At 58.3% G+C, this 14,404-nt stretch carries 14 protein-coding genes; 12 read left to right on the plus strand and 2 right to left on the minus strand.

The window, feature by feature from the left end; translation table 11 throughout:
* Positions 1-1,485 (minus strand): TolC family protein, encoded by a 1,485-nt coding sequence (locus RBB80_RS24545; RefSeq protein WP_433964934.1) that lies wholly within the window; start codon positions 1,483-1,485, stop codon positions 1-3.
* 354 nt (positions 1,486-1,839) lie between these two features.
* Here RBB80_RS24545 and RBB80_RS24550 point away from each other — a divergent pair, with 354 nt between their 5' ends.
* The 9 genes from RBB80_RS24550 (at position 1,840) to RBB80_RS24590 (ending at position 10,723) form a co-directional block, all read left to right on the plus strand.
* Positions 1,840-2,232, plus strand: a complete 393-nt coding sequence (locus RBB80_RS24550; protein WP_433964935.1) for a Gfo/Idh/MocA family oxidoreductase — start codon at positions 1,840-1,842, stop codon at positions 2,230-2,232.
* 2 nt (positions 2,233-2,234) lie between these two features.
* Positions 2,235-2,912 (plus strand): Gfo/Idh/MocA family oxidoreductase, encoded by a 678-nt coding sequence (locus tag RBB80_RS24555; protein WP_433964936.1) that lies wholly within the window; start codon positions 2,235-2,237, stop codon positions 2,910-2,912.
* Between the two features lie 364 nt (positions 2,913-3,276).
* Positions 3,277-3,519, plus strand: coding sequence for a hypothetical protein (locus RBB80_RS24560; RefSeq protein ID WP_433964937.1), 243 nt, complete (start codon positions 3,277-3,279; stop codon positions 3,517-3,519).
* A gap of 9 nt (positions 3,520-3,528) precedes the next feature.
* Positions 3,529-4,767 (plus strand): bifunctional glutamate N-acetyltransferase/amino-acid acetyltransferase ArgJ, encoded by a 1,239-nt coding sequence (gene argJ / locus RBB80_RS24565; protein WP_433964938.1) that lies wholly within the window; start codon positions 3,529-3,531, stop codon positions 4,765-4,767.
* A 246-nt stretch (positions 4,768-5,013) separates the two neighbouring features.
* Positions 5,014-7,689: a pyruvate dehydrogenase (acetyl-transferring), homodimeric type gene (gene aceE, locus RBB80_RS24570; protein WP_433964939.1), complete on the plus strand. Its 2,676-nt coding sequence runs from the start codon at positions 5,014-5,016 to the stop codon at positions 7,687-7,689.
* Between the two features lie 83 nt (positions 7,690-7,772).
* Positions 7,773-8,306 carry a hypothetical protein gene (locus RBB80_RS24575; RefSeq protein WP_433964940.1) on the plus strand — a complete coding sequence of 178 codons (534 nt, stop codon included), beginning with the start codon at positions 7,773-7,775 and terminating at the stop codon, positions 8,304-8,306.
* Positions 8,219-8,617, plus strand: coding sequence for a thiamine pyrophosphate-dependent enzyme (locus RBB80_RS24580; protein WP_433964941.1), 399 nt, complete (start codon positions 8,219-8,221; stop codon positions 8,615-8,617). Before RBB80_RS24575 ends, RBB80_RS24580 begins: the two co-directional genes overlap by 88 nt.
* 142 nt (positions 8,618-8,759) lie before the next feature.
* Positions 8,760-9,167 carry a hypothetical protein gene (locus tag RBB80_RS24585; RefSeq protein ID WP_433964942.1) on the plus strand — a complete coding sequence of 136 codons (408 nt, stop codon included), beginning with the start codon at positions 8,760-8,762 and terminating at the stop codon, positions 9,165-9,167.
* 14 nt (positions 9,168-9,181) lie between these two features.
* On the plus strand, positions 9,182-10,723 hold the full coding sequence (locus tag RBB80_RS24590) for a capsule assembly Wzi family protein (protein WP_433964943.1): 1,542 nt from the start codon (positions 9,182-9,184) through the stop codon (positions 10,721-10,723).
* Here RBB80_RS24590 and RBB80_RS24595 read toward each other — a convergent pair.
* Positions 10,697-11,020, minus strand: a complete 324-nt coding sequence (locus RBB80_RS24595) for a GDP-mannose 4,6-dehydratase (RefSeq protein WP_433964944.1) — start codon at positions 11,018-11,020, stop codon at positions 10,697-10,699. The two genes, RBB80_RS24590 and RBB80_RS24595, sit on opposite strands and share 27 nt — an antisense overlap.
* A gap of 255 nt (positions 11,021-11,275) precedes the next feature.
* Between RBB80_RS24595 and RBB80_RS24600 the strand changes: the two genes are divergently transcribed.
* From RBB80_RS24600 to RBB80_RS24610, 3 genes are read left to right on the plus strand one after another with little or no spacing between them, the layout of a single operon-like run.
* A complete protein-coding gene (locus RBB80_RS24600; RefSeq protein WP_433964945.1) occupies positions 11,276-11,575 on the plus strand; it encodes a hypothetical protein in 300 nt (99 codons plus the stop codon).
* 32 nt (positions 11,576-11,607) lie between these two features.
* Positions 11,608-13,536: a GumC family protein gene (locus tag RBB80_RS24605; protein WP_433964946.1), complete on the plus strand. Its 1,929-nt coding sequence runs from the start codon at positions 11,608-11,610 to the stop codon at positions 13,534-13,536.
* The gene (locus tag RBB80_RS24610; RefSeq protein ID WP_433964947.1) at positions 13,533-14,312 is read left to right on the plus strand and encodes a polysaccharide biosynthesis/export family protein; all 780 of its coding nucleotides are present in this window, start codon (positions 13,533-13,535) and stop codon (positions 14,310-14,312) included. Before RBB80_RS24605 ends, RBB80_RS24610 begins: the two co-directional genes overlap by 4 nt.
* Positions 14,313-14,404 lie beyond the last annotated feature (92 nt).

The following is a 14,404-nucleotide window of genomic DNA, read 5'->3' on the forward strand; positions in this document are numbered from 1 at the left end:
TTACTTTCCTCCGAGATAATCTTTGTAGTTGGACTGCGCAACGCCGAGGGCACGGGCCAAGGCAAGCTTGGCGACGTTGTGCTGGTAGAGCGCGCTAATGTATTGATCGTTCGCCTGTTCTGTCTGCGATTGCGCCTGCGAGACGGGGAGGTTGTCTGAGACGCCGGCATGAAAACGCTGCTGCGCCTCGCTGAGAGCCTCGTTGGCTAGATCCACATTCGAGTGAGTGGACTCGACCAGCTTTGCCGCCGACTGAATATCAAGCAGGCTGTCGTGCACATCCTGATTGACCTGCTGGACTTGGTCCGAGAGCTTCGCGCGAGCCTGTTCGTACTGGGCGTCGGCGACCTGCTCCTGTCCCCTGGTTTTGGCGATCTGAAGGATAGGTGCGCTTACCTGGCCGGTCGCGGTGAAGGTTCCATGCGAGTGGCCGGGTGTTGTGCCTATGTCGCCGTAGTCCCCTGAGAAGCTGGCGACGGGAATCTGGTAGGCCCAGGCTGAGGTCTTTTCATCGCTGGCAGACTTAACCTGTTCGGCGTAAGCCTTCAGATCTTTCCGTGTCTTGAGCGCCTGCTGAAACGCGGCCTGCGGGTCGACGTTGTCGAGAACCTGGAAGGGAACGAGGTCGGTCAGCCGGAAGACCTGTTCAAGGGGCAGCCCGATAGTCCGTGCCAGGGCAAGCTTGTCCTTTTCGAGATTATTCTTCGCCGAGATCAGCGACTGCTCTTCGTTCTGGTAATCAACCTGGGCGCGCAGCACGTCGAGCTTGGGGCTGGTTCCGGCATCGTGTGCTGCGACGGCTTGATCGAGCGAGACCTTTGACGTGGCCAACTCCGCAGTGACCGCTTCGATACGGGCGGTGTCTGCGATACAAAGCAGATAGGCGTTGCCGACAGTCAGAGCTACCAGGTCGCGGGCATCCTCAGCGGTGAGACGCGCACCCTGGAAGTTATGCTTCGCTGCAAGGTAGTTCTTGAGAGCTGAGACGTTGACCAGATTCTGTGTCAGGTAGGCGCGGAAGTCGACCACCTGGAATGGCCCGATGATGGGCACGAGACCAGGGAACTTAATTCCGAAGGCGGCGAGGTTAATCTGCTCCACCTCGATGCTTGCTGATGCCGTAACGGTGGGAAGAAGCGGCTGCAGCTCCTCGAGACGTTGACCTGCAGCGTTCTTGACCGACGAGGTCTGCAGAATAAGGCCAAGATTTTGGCGCAGACCGCGCTGAATGGCATCGTCGAGCGAGAGATCCAGAACCCCTTCGGTGGCCTTGCCAGTCACCACGCTACCCTTGAAGGAGTCCTGTGTCGGCTGGGCGCCGTTCTGGCCGGATGCGGTGTAGAGATTTTGCTGGGCGTTCGCTATGGCAGAGCTGTTTGTGGCTGTGCTGGGCCCGCTGGCTGGGGTTTGCGTCGTCTGCCTGCCTGGCCCTTGCGCCTGCGACAGACCGCAGGCCAGAAATAAGCAGAACCCGAGAGAAAGCATTGACGCCTGAGCAGCGCCCGCTGTTTTGCTTTTGCTCATACGGTTGATCGTAACCTGCATCTTGATTAGATTCACGGACTAGTTTATGGCAACACCGTCATAACGGTAGGAGCTTATTGGCTTTGTCACAAACTTACTTGTATGAGTTTCTGATGCAGTCGGTCGTTCAAAATCTTCAAAAGATGCTTTCGGTACACTCTCATCAACTTTGTTTCAGGATTTCAGCTTGCGGGCAGAAATTTCTGTTGCTTTTTTGCTCCAATTGGTGACAGAGAGCGGAGTTGTGATGGACCAGGCTTATAACCAATATCGGCGGATTTATCCGGCGTTGTGTGAGATTGCGAGGAGTTAGGAATGGCTGCTGAGATTGGCGTTGCGGTGGTTGGGTTCGGATTGGCGGGGCAGGTGTTTCATGCGCCGTTTGTGAGCGCCGTGCCTGGGCTGAAGCTGGAGGCAATCGTCCAGCGCAAGGGCGATGAGGCGGGAAAGGCTTATCCTTCGACGCGGATTCTGCGGTCGGTTGAGGAGGCGTTGAGCGATCCCGCGGTGCAGCTTGTGGTGGTCGGGACTCCAAATGAGACTCACTACGACCTTGCGAAGCAGGCTCTGCTGGCGGGAAAGCATGTGGTCGTCGATAAGCCGTTTGCTGCGACCAGTGACCAGGCTTTGGAGTTGAAGGAGCTTGGGTTGAAACAGCGGTTAGTTCTGGCTCCCTTTCATAATCGGCGCTGGGATGGGGATTTTTGACGGTGAAGAAGATCTTGAAGGACGAGGCGGTGGGGCGTCTGGTGACCTACGAATCGCACTTCGACCGCTTCCGGCCGGTGCCTCGCGAGAACACCTGGAAGGAGGGAGCGAGCGGCTCGAACGGACTTCTGTTCGACCTTGCTCCTCACCTGGTGGACCAGGTACTGACTCTGTTTGGCGTGCCGGAGGGGATCACGGCGAGCGTTCGGATGGACCGGGACTCGACCGATATCGAAGATGCGTTCGACATCACGCTGGAGTATCCGAAGATGCGGGCGCACTGCCGGTCGAGCATGCTGGCTTGCGACGCTGCGCCGAGGTTCCTGCTGCATGGAACTCGGGGCAGCTTCAAGAAGTTTGGCCTGGACCCGCAGGAGCCTGCGCTGCTCGGTGGAGCGAAGCTGCCCCGCATGGGCGAGGGCGAGTGGCTGGCTGATGCCGATCAGCACTGGGGTACTTTGACCGTCGCTCCCGATCCAAACGATCCTGGCACGCTGAGCCGCACCAAAGTGAAGACCGAGCTGGGGGACTACCGCTTCTTCTATGCCAACGTTCGCGACGCGATCAACGGAACGGCTGAGTTGGCGGTAATGCCCGAAGACGGCTACCGGACGATCAAGCTGCTTGAGATGGCGAGGAAGAGCTCGTTGGAGGGTCGTACCTTACCGATTGTCTTTTGAGGGGTACCCCCTCGGGGGATCTGTCTTGTAACTCCTTTTGTTTGTTTAGTTTACAAAAAGAGGTTTTCGCAAAATCGTCATTACAAAAGAGTTATAGGCAAATTTTTCTAAACAAACGGGTTACGGGCTGATTGGTCCTTTCCAAAGAGAAGCCCCGGTTTGTGGCCGGGGCTTTTTGTGCTCTGTATCAAGTATAGCGGCTGGTGCATATCTAATACGCCACGCGAATGTGCTGGATTGGCGCGGGGTTTGGCGGTATAGGGGCTTGACAGGATTTTGTAGTTCGAGCTGGACCCGGTGGGTAAGGGGAACGAGAGAGAATGGTTCGCGCTTTGCACGAATGCACACATCTCAAGTTCGAGATATGGGGCACACAGCCAAAGGACAACCGCAGATTCCCTTCGGGGATGACAACAAGAGAACAGGCAACAGCAACGACAAAAGCAACAACAACCGCAAATGCAACCGCAATGGCAACTGCGACGGCAAATGCAAATGCAACGTCAACGGCGATCGCCATGGCGAGGTGCAGCGGCAAATACCGAGCAACGTGCGCGGCAGACGAAATGCAGTGGCGGATTTCCTCCACTTTGCTGCGGAATTGTAGAGTAGAGGTATGGAGAATGAACAGGTTGTGAAGTCGCAGGGGCTGCCGCAGGGTTTTGTGTGGGGCGCGGTGAAGGCGGGGATCAAAGCGAGTGGCAACGCGGATGTAGCTGTTGCGGTTGCAGCCAAAGGGGCGAACGGCGCGGCGATGTTCACGAAGAACCAGGTTGTGGCGGCGCCGGTGACGGTTGGGCGGCGGCATATCGCCTCCACTGGTGGGCGTGTGAGCGTGGTGCTGGTGAATGCGGGGAATGCGAACTGCGCGACCGGACAGCCTGGAGTTGATGCCTGTGTGCAGACGTGTGTCGCGGCGGCGGAGACGTTTCACTGCATCTTCGATGAGATCTTTCCTTCTTCGACCGGGATCATCGGCGTGCCATTTCCTGCGGAGAAGGTGGTAACCGCGCTGCCTGAGTTGGAGCGGGTGATGGGTGCGACGCCGGAGCACGCGGACTCGTTTGCCCGGGCCATTATGACGACCGATACGAAGATGAAGGTGGCGCGCGCTTCGATCGATGTCGATGGCGTTGAGGTGCGGATCTTTGGCGTGGCCAAGGGCGCGGGGATGATTCATCCGCAGCTCGGGGCACCGGTGGGACCGGCGCATGCGACGATGCTGGTTTATTTGTTCAGCGATATTGCGGCAGAGAGCGAACCGTTGCGTAGGCTGTTGGAGCCTGCGGTGGAGCGGAGCTTCAATTCGATCTCAATTGATGGCGATACTTCGACCAACGATACGGTGCTGCTGCTGGCCAGTGGGGCGAGTGGGGTGAAGCTGGATGCCCGCACGCAGGAGCCGTTTGCCAATGCGCTGAAGCTGGTGTGTGGGTCGCTGGCGTACCAGATTGTGGATGATGGCGAGGGCGTGGAACATGTTGTCACGCTGCATATTACCGGGGCACGGACGGAGGCTGAGGCGAAGCAGGTGGCGAAGGCCATTGCTCACTCTCCGTTGTGCAAAACGGCGTGGTCGAGCGCAGATCCTAACTGGGGGCGGCTGCTGGCTGCGGCTGGATACAGTGGCGTGGTGTTCGACCCTTCGCTGGTGAATATCACGATTGGAAGCCAGCCAGTGTTTGAGCTTGGGGTGCGGTCGGCTGCGTTCCAGGAGAGCGCTGCGCATACGGAGATGCAGGCTCGGGACTACACGATCACGATCGACCTGGGGCTGGGGGAGGCGGAGTGCAGGTTTCTGACTTGTGACCTGACGGAAGAGTATGTGCGGATTAATGCGGATTATTCGACTTAGAGGCGGGTGTCCTGCCGGACGGGCGCCCTACGCGGGCAGCGGTCACTTCGTGACTTGTGGACCGCTTTGCGTGGCGCTCCCGTTGGTCGCGAACTATGATCATTCCGACCAACGGGAGGACCGGGCGAAGCAGTAAAAGGCGTGCGAACGCCCGCCCTCCGCGCAGGAGGCCCGTCCGGCAGGACTTCGTTTTACGTTTTAGCGTAAGCCTTATATCGTTATAAGCGTGGGAGCACAGAAAGACTTATGACAACGAAACTGGAAGAAGCCGCCAAGCAGGACTTTACCGCAGAGGTCTCCGAGTGGATCGAGGCGTTTGATGACGTCGTGGCCGGGGACTGGGAGCAGGGATCCGAGCTGCTTGAGGCTCTCCGTAAGCGTGCGCATGAGGCGGGAGTGCCGACGCCGAGCGAGCTGACCACGCCGTATCGCAACACGATTCCGAAGCATGACGAGATTCCGTATCCGGGCGACAGAGCGCTGGAGCGGCGCGTCGAGAGCCTGATTCGCTGGAACGCGATGGCGATGGTGCATGGCCAGAACAAGAAAGACGCCGGAATCGGTGGGCATATCTCGACGTACTCGTCGCTGGCGACGCTGCTTGAGGTTGGCTTCAATCACTTCTTCCATGCGAAGTACACGAGCGGTGGGCAGGAGCAGCCGGGAGATTTTGTTTACTTCCAGGGGCATGCTTCGCCGGGAGTGTACGCGCGCGCCTACCTTGAAGGACGATTCGACGATGAACGGCTGAAGAACTTTCGCCATGAGCTGAGAGAGACCCCGGGGCTGAGCTCGTATCCGCATCCGTGGCTGATGCCGAACTTCTGGAACTTTCCAACGGTGTCGATGGGGATTGGGCCGCTGAATGCGATCTACCAGGCGCGGTTCATGCGGTATCTGGAGAATCGCAAGCTGATTGAAACGACTGACCGCAAGGTGTGGGCGTTTGTGGGCGATGGCGAAACCGATGAGGTCGATAGCCTGGGTGCGATCTCGGTGGCTTCGCGAGAGAAGCTGGATAACCTGATCTTCGTGGTGAACTGCAACCTGCAGCGGCTGGATGGGCCGGTGCGTGGAAACAAGCGGATCATCGATGAGCTGGAAGGTGTGTTCCGCGGGGCTGGGTGGAATGTGATCAAGGTGATCTGGGGCTCGGACTGGGATGCGCTGTTTGAGCGCGACCATACGGGGCTGCTTCTGCGCAGGATGGAAGAGTGCGTGGATGGGGACTTCCAAAGGTTCAAGGCGAAGGATGGGGCTTATCTGCGCAAGGAGTTCTTTGGCAAGTATCCGGAGTTGCTGGAGCTGGTGAAGGATATGACCGATGACCAGCTTGCGGCGCTCCATCGCGGAGGGCATGACAGGACGAAGATCTATAACGCGTACAAGCGGGCGGTCGAGCACAAGGGCGGTCCCACGGTGATTCTGGCGAAGACCGTGAAGGGCTATGGACTGGGCTCGGCGCAGGCGCGGAATGCGACGCACTCGGAGAAGAAGCTGGCCGATGATGGGCTGGCCGCGTTTGTGAAGCGATTTGAGATTCCGATTCCGGAGGAGGCGGCGAAGTCGGGTACGCCGTATCGGCCGGCGCAGGACTCTCCTGAGATTGCTTATATGCAGGAGCGGCGCAGGGAGCTTGGTGGGTATCTGCCGACACGCGAGGTGCCGAAGAGCGACTTCAAGGCTCCGGGGCTGGAGTACTTTGGCGAGTGGACGGCGGGCTCGAACATGCGCGCTGTTTCGACGACGATGGGCTTCGTGAGCATCCTGCGGCACCTGATGAAGGACCCGGCGATTGGGAAGCTGATTGTGCCGATTGTGCCGGACGAGGGCCGGACGTTTGGGCTGGAGTCGGCGATTCGGCAGGTGGGAATCTACGCTCCTGAGGGGCAGAAGTATGAGCCGCACGATGCGGATATGCTGCTCTACTACCGCGAGAATAAAGATGGTCAGATTCTCGAGGAAGGGATTACGGAGGCGGGGTCGATGGCCTCGTTTACTGCGGCGGGCACGGCGTATGTGAACTACAAGGTGCCGGCGATTCCCTTCTATATGTACTACTCGATGTTTGGATTTCAGCGCATCGGGGATATGGTGTGGGCGTTTGCGGACTCGCGCGGCAAGGGATTTTTGATGGGCGGAACCGCTGGGCGGACGACGATGCTTGGCGAAGGGCTTCAGCACCAGGATGGGCACAGCATCGTACTGGCCAGTACTGTGCCGACTTGCGTTACCTATGATCCGGCGTTTGTTTATGAGCTGGCGGTGGTGATTCAGGATGGCATTCGCCGTATGTATGAGAAGGGCGAGGACTGCTTCTACTACATCACGATGTACAACGAGGATTACGCGATGCCGGCGATGCCGGAGGGTTCGGCTGAGGGCATACTGCGCGGGATGTACAAGCTGAAGCCGGCTGCTGGTGAGGGGGCTGTGCAGTTGTTTGGCAGCGGGCCGATCCTGAACGAAGTGCTGCGGGCGCAGGAGATTCTTGCCTCGAAGTACAACGTGCATGCCGATGTTTGGAGCGTCACAAGCTATACGGAGTTGCGGCGGGATGCGCTGGCGGTGGAGCGTTGGAATCGGCTGCATCCGGCAGAGAAGGAGAAGGTGCCGTATGTGCTGCAGGCGCTTGGAAGCTCAGCTGGTCCGATTATTGCTACCAGCGACTACATGAAGTCGGTGCCGGATCTGCTGTCGCCGTGGCTGCCTTCGCGGTTGGTGACGCTGGGCACGGATGGGTTCGGACGGAGCGATAACCGCGAGCATCTGCGGAGGCATTTTGAAGTGAGTGCTGAGGCGATCGTTGGGGCTACTCTGTCGAAGCTGGCTCGCGAGGGCAAGTTCAAACCGAAGGCGGCGCAGAAGGCGTTGGTTGAGCTTGGTCTGGATGTCGAGGCGGCTGATCCAGCGCGTGCCTGACATTTTTGAAGGGCTTTGATTGTGATGAGGGTTCCTAGTGGGAACCCTCTCGTTTTGTAACTTGAACTGTTACGGAGGGTTGGTTGAGCGACGCGGGGCTGTATGAGAATCCACTGGTGCCGAATAAGAAGCTGCTGCAGATGTATGGGGTGATGGCCGACGCGAGAGCTCTGGACGAGCACATTGCCGGATTGCAGAAGGGTGTGAAGGGGCGACGCAGGCTAGGGTCCACCAGAGGGGAGGAGGCCTGCCGGGTCAGCATTGCTCTTGATTTGTTGCCGGGGGATCTGGTGAGCGACTCCCAGCCGAGCGTTGTGATGGATCTGATCGCGGGGGCGCAGTCGAAGGCGCAGATCGATTCCCTGCTGAGGCGGGTCGCGGAGTTTCATGAGGGAAAGATCGACGGTGCGAAGCTGGCGAGGGAAGGTGCGCTGGTGCGGGTGCTGCCGTGGGTGGAAGATGCGGGCGATCGACTGCGAATGGCGATGGGTGCGGCGCTCTCGTTCAAGACGCTGAGACGGGGAGCGTGGTGGTCGCTTATGCTGGCCACTCGGACTTGGACAAGAAGGAGTGGCGGGAGATCATCGAGGCTGCTGCGAAGTTGGAGTTGCCGATGATCTTTGTGGTGTTGCCGGATAGCGGAAAAGAAAAAGACGGGGTGACTCAACTGAGCGCGAAGGTTCGCGGGTGGGGGTTGCCGGGAATGCCGGTCGATGCACACGATGCAGTAGCTCTGTACCGGGTGACGCAGGAGTCCCTGGGGAGAATCCGAGGGGGCGGGGGTCCGGTTCTGATTGAATGCAAAGGATATCGGGTGCAGGGAGTGGGTGGAGATTCCAGGCAGGATCCTCTGGAGCAGATGAAGAGTTTTTGCTGGGGCGCAAGATTTGTACGAAGGCCTGGCTGGAGAGGGCTGGAGAGCGTCTGAGCAAGCGTATTTCATCCACTGAACAACGAGCTGAACAATGAGCTGACCAATGAGCTTCCCGTCATCGGTTGGTAACTCCGGGCCGGACGCTGGGGGCGGTTACACTGGTAGCGGCGTTTCAAAGCCCCGGATTGAGGTGTGAGTGCGGACCAAAGCTTTTCTTTGTTTTGCGGCGCTGAGTTTATGGGCCGCATCGACAGCGATCGCGCAGACGCCAACGACCACTGCCGCTCCACCACCTGCCTCTGAATCTTCTCCGACGCCAATTCCAAACGGGACGACGCCTGGCAATTCAGCTTATTCGCCCCAGCAACCGTCGCCAACGTCCACGCCGGCTGCCCCTGCGCAGACGCCCTCCGCCACTCCTCCGCAAAACCCAGGGATAGGCCCTCCTGCGCCGACCGCCCAGCCGGTGGTCCTCCCGGAACAGACGACTCCGAAGAAACCGTTTATTGGTTATGCCGGTTACGCTCCCGACGACGTGAAGCCGCCGCCGGACCCCTGGGATCGACTTACATTCCGATCGATAGCTGGGTATATCCGGCGTTAACGCGGCTTTACTCCATGGGTTTCGTCAACACGATGTTTCTCAGCATGCGGCCGTATACGCGGCGAAGCGTTTTGCACATGCTTCAGGATTCGCGGGGCGACATCGTCAACAGCGACAACGAAGAGGCTCAGTCGATTCTCTCGAAGCTGTTGTATGAGGTGAGCGCGGAGGATCCCGATGGCGGCCTGATCGAGCGCGGCGTGGTCTACGGGCTGGACTCGTCGTATACGCGCCTGCTGGGGATCAGCGGACCGATTCTGCGCGACAGCTACCACATTGGCCAGACGATCAACAACGACTTCGGACGACCCTACCAGAGCGGCTTCAACAGCATTGTAGGAGCTTCCGGACTCGGAGAGTGGGGACCGTTTTCGATGTATATCCGCGGCGAGTATCAGCACGCACCCTCGGCCGATGGATACTCTCTCGATCTGGCGCAGCTTCTGACTGCGGTCGACCTGATCTATCCTTATCCAGGGCCTCAGACCACGATCCCCCTCGGTCCTATTCCCGACCAGAACCCATTTCGGTTGGTCGAGGCGTATGCGTCGGTGCATCTGTTCGGCCATGAGATCTCCGGTGGCAAGAGCGACGCGTGGCTGGGACCGGCGGCGGGCAGTTCCATGGCCTGGTCCAACAATGCGGAGAATATCTACTCGTTCCGCATCAACCGGGTTGAGCCGCTGTACATTCCCTTTGTGTCAAAGGTCATGGGGCCGCTTCGTTACGACTTCTTCTACGGCGACCTGAAGGGACATAATGTTCCGCGAGACCCCTGGGTGCATGCGGAGATGTTTTCTTTCCGTCCGACCGAGAACTTCGAGTTTGGATTTTCGCGGACGATCATCTTCGGCGGAGCGGGACACGCTCCGGTAACGCTGCACCTGTTTCTCAAGGGATTCTTCGATCCGAGCGATACAACTGCGGCGGAGAAGGCAGGTCGAGACGACCCTGGAGCCAGGTTTAGCGATTTCAGCGCCTCCTACCGGCTTCCCTTTCTGCGCAAGTACGTGACGTTTGTCGTCGATGCCATTTCGCATGACGATGTAACTCCGATCAGCGCTCCTCGCCGTGCGTCTTACAGAACGGGACTGTATCTCTCGCAGATTCCGGGAGCCAGAAAGTTGGACTTCAGAGTGGAGGCCGCATCGACCGACCCAGATGTCGGGCCGGCTCACGATGGACAGTTTGCGTATTGGGAGACGATTCAGAAGCAGGGCTACACGAATAACGGATTCATCATGGGGGACTGGATTGGGCGCGAAGCCAAGGGCGGACAGGCGTGGCTGACCTATCACATCTCGGGCAACGAGTGGGTTCAGCTGGAGTATCTGAACAAGAAGACACCTTCGAACTTTATTCCCGGCGGGACCACGCAAAACCAGTTCAGGGCGAGCGTTGTGAAGCGACTGGGAAAAGACGTCGAGCTGAACGCATGGTTTCAGTATGAGGGCTGGAAGGCGCCGGTCTACAAACCGGGGCTTCAGCAAAATACTTCGACTGCAGTGCAGCTGACCTGGTATCCGAGGTTACGCACGTATCCCTCCCTTCCCTAGCGCTCTGAATCTAAGGTTCACGACAGACCACTGAGTCCAGATCTTGCAGGGGCGATAGAGAAAGACAACGGCGTGAAAAGTGTGGGTGAAAAGGGACGAGTGGTTCGGGCAGGGCTTGCAGATATCGAATTCGACAAGGCTGAAGCGGCTTTCGCGAGAGAGATGGCTGAGGTTGGCCAGGTTTCCGGTGCTGAGGTTGTCGACGCCGACGACGATGTCTCCTTCGGACAGAAGAGCGTCACACAGATGAGATCCGAGAAACCCCGCGGCTCCTGTGACGAGAGTGTTTCGAGACATTAAGCAGTACCTTTCATCTTATTGAACATCTGCCGGCCTGAGATTTACAGGGTAGAGGGCAGAGAGAACCTGCCTTAGCGACAACAGTTCTGCTGGATCAGCCATCAGTTGATGGTGTTACGGCTCATGGTCGAGGATATCCAAGTTTGGACGGTTACGGAGCGTTGCCGGAGAAGGTAACACTTTTGGACCATAAGAAGCCTGGAGCTCATCTAATACTCCTTCCGGCAGGGCTGCTCGGGTAGACTAAAGGGAATGGGTTCTACAAATACGCAGCCGCCGCATGTGAGTGTTCCGGAGACGAACCAGGCAGGGTTCAGTACAACGGTTACAGATACTACGCTCTCAGAAGCTCTGATTGTGCTGCGGAAACGTAAGCTGGTCCTGATTATTGCGGTCTTGCTGGGGCTGGCGTACGGAATCTATAAGGCGGAGTCCCAGCCTAAACTCTTTGAATCGTATGGACGAATTCAGGTGCGGTCGGGCTCGTCGAACGAATACCGTGTCAGCACGGTGCAGGAGTACGGGGAGGAGATTCCAACTCCAAGCTGCTGAGCGAGATTGAGATTCTAAAGAGCGATTCGCTGATGTTGACCGTGTGTCGAGAGATGGACCTGGCCAACAACGCGGATTTTCTGGAAGAGAAGACCCGTCCCGAGCCGCGGGCGAGTCTGGATGACGGCGAAACCAGGCAGGACACGGTTCATCGCATCCAGAGCAATCTGCACATCACCATCGTTCCGAAGACCGATATTATCCGCATCAGCTACAGCAGCTATAGTGCGAAGCTGTCGGCCGATATTGTCAACAAGGTTATCTCGGATTACGTCCAGCGAAGCTATCAGACCCGATACGAATCCTCGCAGCGCGCCTCTGTGTGGCTCTCTGGAACTCTCGAAGGCCTGAAGCAGGAGGTTGAGGCGTCGCAGGAACAGATGATGGACATGCAGCGTCGTCTGGGCATCCTTGGATTTGACCCGACCCACAATCAGATCAGCACGTCCCTCGACGACCTCGCCCGGGCGGCAGGTACTGCGAAACTGGCCCGCATCATCGCCGAGGCACGCTACCGCGTTGTAAGCGGAATGGATCCGAATACGCTTGAAGGAACCATCGAGCTGACTCCAGGAACGGCGCCAGCAGAGCTCAATCAACTGCGTGGACAGCTCGCCGGAGCCCGAGCGAATTATGCCACGCTGGAGGCGACCCTTGGACCGAATCATCCTCAATCCAAGGCGCTGAAGGCTCAGATCGATGAGTTCGTCAAAGAGATCGATGAGGAACAGAATCGCCTGATCGTGCAGGCAAAGCAGAATTACGTGGTCGCGAAGGCGAATGAAGACCAGACGACAGCGGCGCTCGAGACTCAGAAGACCGACGCCTACAAGTTGCGGGACCAGCTGGTGGAGTACACCCTGCGCCAACGGGAGTACGAAGCCAACCGAACCCTATATGACAGCCTGCAGCAGCGTCTGAGAACTGCAAGTGTGCAATCGGGGCTGGAGTCTCTGGAGGTCGATGTTGTGGATCAGGCGTTGCCTCCGGCGGAGCCTGTCCTGCGTCCACAATCGACCGTGATCATAACGGCTTTGGTCTTTGCGATACTGGCGGGCATTGTGGTCGCCTTCCTGATGGAGAGCCTGGATACTGGATTGCGAAGCATCGCGGAGATCGAAAGCATTACGGAGTTGCCATCGCTTGCTATCATTCCACGAGCGCGCAGATCATCGGTCGATCAGGCCGCAACGCTAAGCACGGCGCAACGCAATGTCGGAATCCTGACGCAGCCGAAGTCGCAGTTTGCGGAAGCGTTCCGTTCGCTGCGTACGTCCCTGCTGCTCTCTAAGACCGGGCATCCACCAAAGTACATTGTGCTGACAAGCGCAACGCCCTCGGAAGGAAAGACGACGGCCGCGAGCAATCTCGCTGCGATCCTGGCACAACGGGACACCCGGGTCCTGCTGATCGATGGAGATCTTCGACGACCTAACGTTCATCACCGGTTCGGGTTGAACGGAAAGATCGGTCTGACTACGGTACTGACCGGAGCAACCAAGCTGGAGGAGACGGTACAGAGAGTGCCCGAGATTCCAAATCTGGACATCCTGCCGAGTGGACCGGTTCCGCCATTCCCGACCGAGATGCTGAGTTCGGCGGCGATGGAGACCATCCTCAAGCGCTGTGGAGAGATCTACGACTACATCGTGATCGATTCGCCGCCGATCCTGTCGGTTACCGACGGCGTGATTCTGGCGCGCCAGGCGGATGCTGTCGTGCTGGTGGTGCGTCATGGCAAATCGAGCAAGCATGTGGTGCGCCGGGCCAGAGATCTTCTGCTGCGTTCGGGGGCGGCCATTACCGGAATCGTGCTGAATGCGGTCGACATGAATTCACCGGAGTACTACGGGTACTACGGCTATTCGGGTTACTCCTACTCAAGTGTGGACTCCGACAGCTGGGAGTCGCAGACGGCCTCCACAAGGGACCACACCAACGCAGGGGAGACGAAGCGATGAGACAGAACAAGGAAGGTCTCCGGACTGAGGCCGAGAAGTGTGTGGATCAAGTCGACTGGCGCAGAGCCTGGCTTGCTTCCGCTATTTTTCTTCTGATGGCTCTTTGCGGCGGCGTCGCGGAGGCACAATTCAGCGGACCAGCGCTTGGAATCACGTCAGAGGTGAATCCCCCCATCACGATCACAACCGATCCTGCAATCTTGTTTCCGGGACCCCGAGATGTCTTTTTGGGAGTTGGGGACGTGTTCTCAATACGGATCTTCGGGAACGGGGACTACACTCCAGCAGTTCGCATCGGCCTCGACGGGACCGTTCAACTGCCCCTCATTGGGAGTGTGCTGGTGAACGACCTTACCGTTCATCAGGCCCAGGACCTGATCGCGCAGAAACTGAAGGATGCCGGCATGTTTCGCGATCCTCAGGTGGCGATTCAGATCACAGACTCTCCGAATCAAATCGTCACTGTCCTGGGAGAGTTGCACGGGATTGTGCCGGTGATTGGCGAACGACGATTGTTTGATGTGCTGGCCGCGGTGGGCAGCGGCGCAGGCGGCGGAGGCGCCGCGGGGAATGGGGTGGGGCAACGACGGTTGTCGTCGGTGGGGGCGGCCTGCCCGCGACGGCAAGCCATATCATCACGATCAATCGTTATGGCGCAACAGAACCCATCGTCATCGACCTCGGCACCGATCCCGCGAAGAGTGCGCTCATCAATATACCGATCTATCCGCGCGACACGATTATCATTCCACGGGTTGGAGTGGTCTATCTGCTAGGAGCCTTCAAGACTCAGGGCGCAATCCCGCTCCAACAGAACTCTCCTATCACCTTGATGAAGGTAGCTGCGTTGGCAGGGGGCCGGGTTACG

Source organism: Tunturiibacter gelidiferens, assembly GCF_051013345.1.
Classification (GTDB): domain Bacteria; phylum Acidobacteriota; class Terriglobia; order Terriglobales; family Acidobacteriaceae; genus Edaphobacter; species Edaphobacter gelidiferens_A.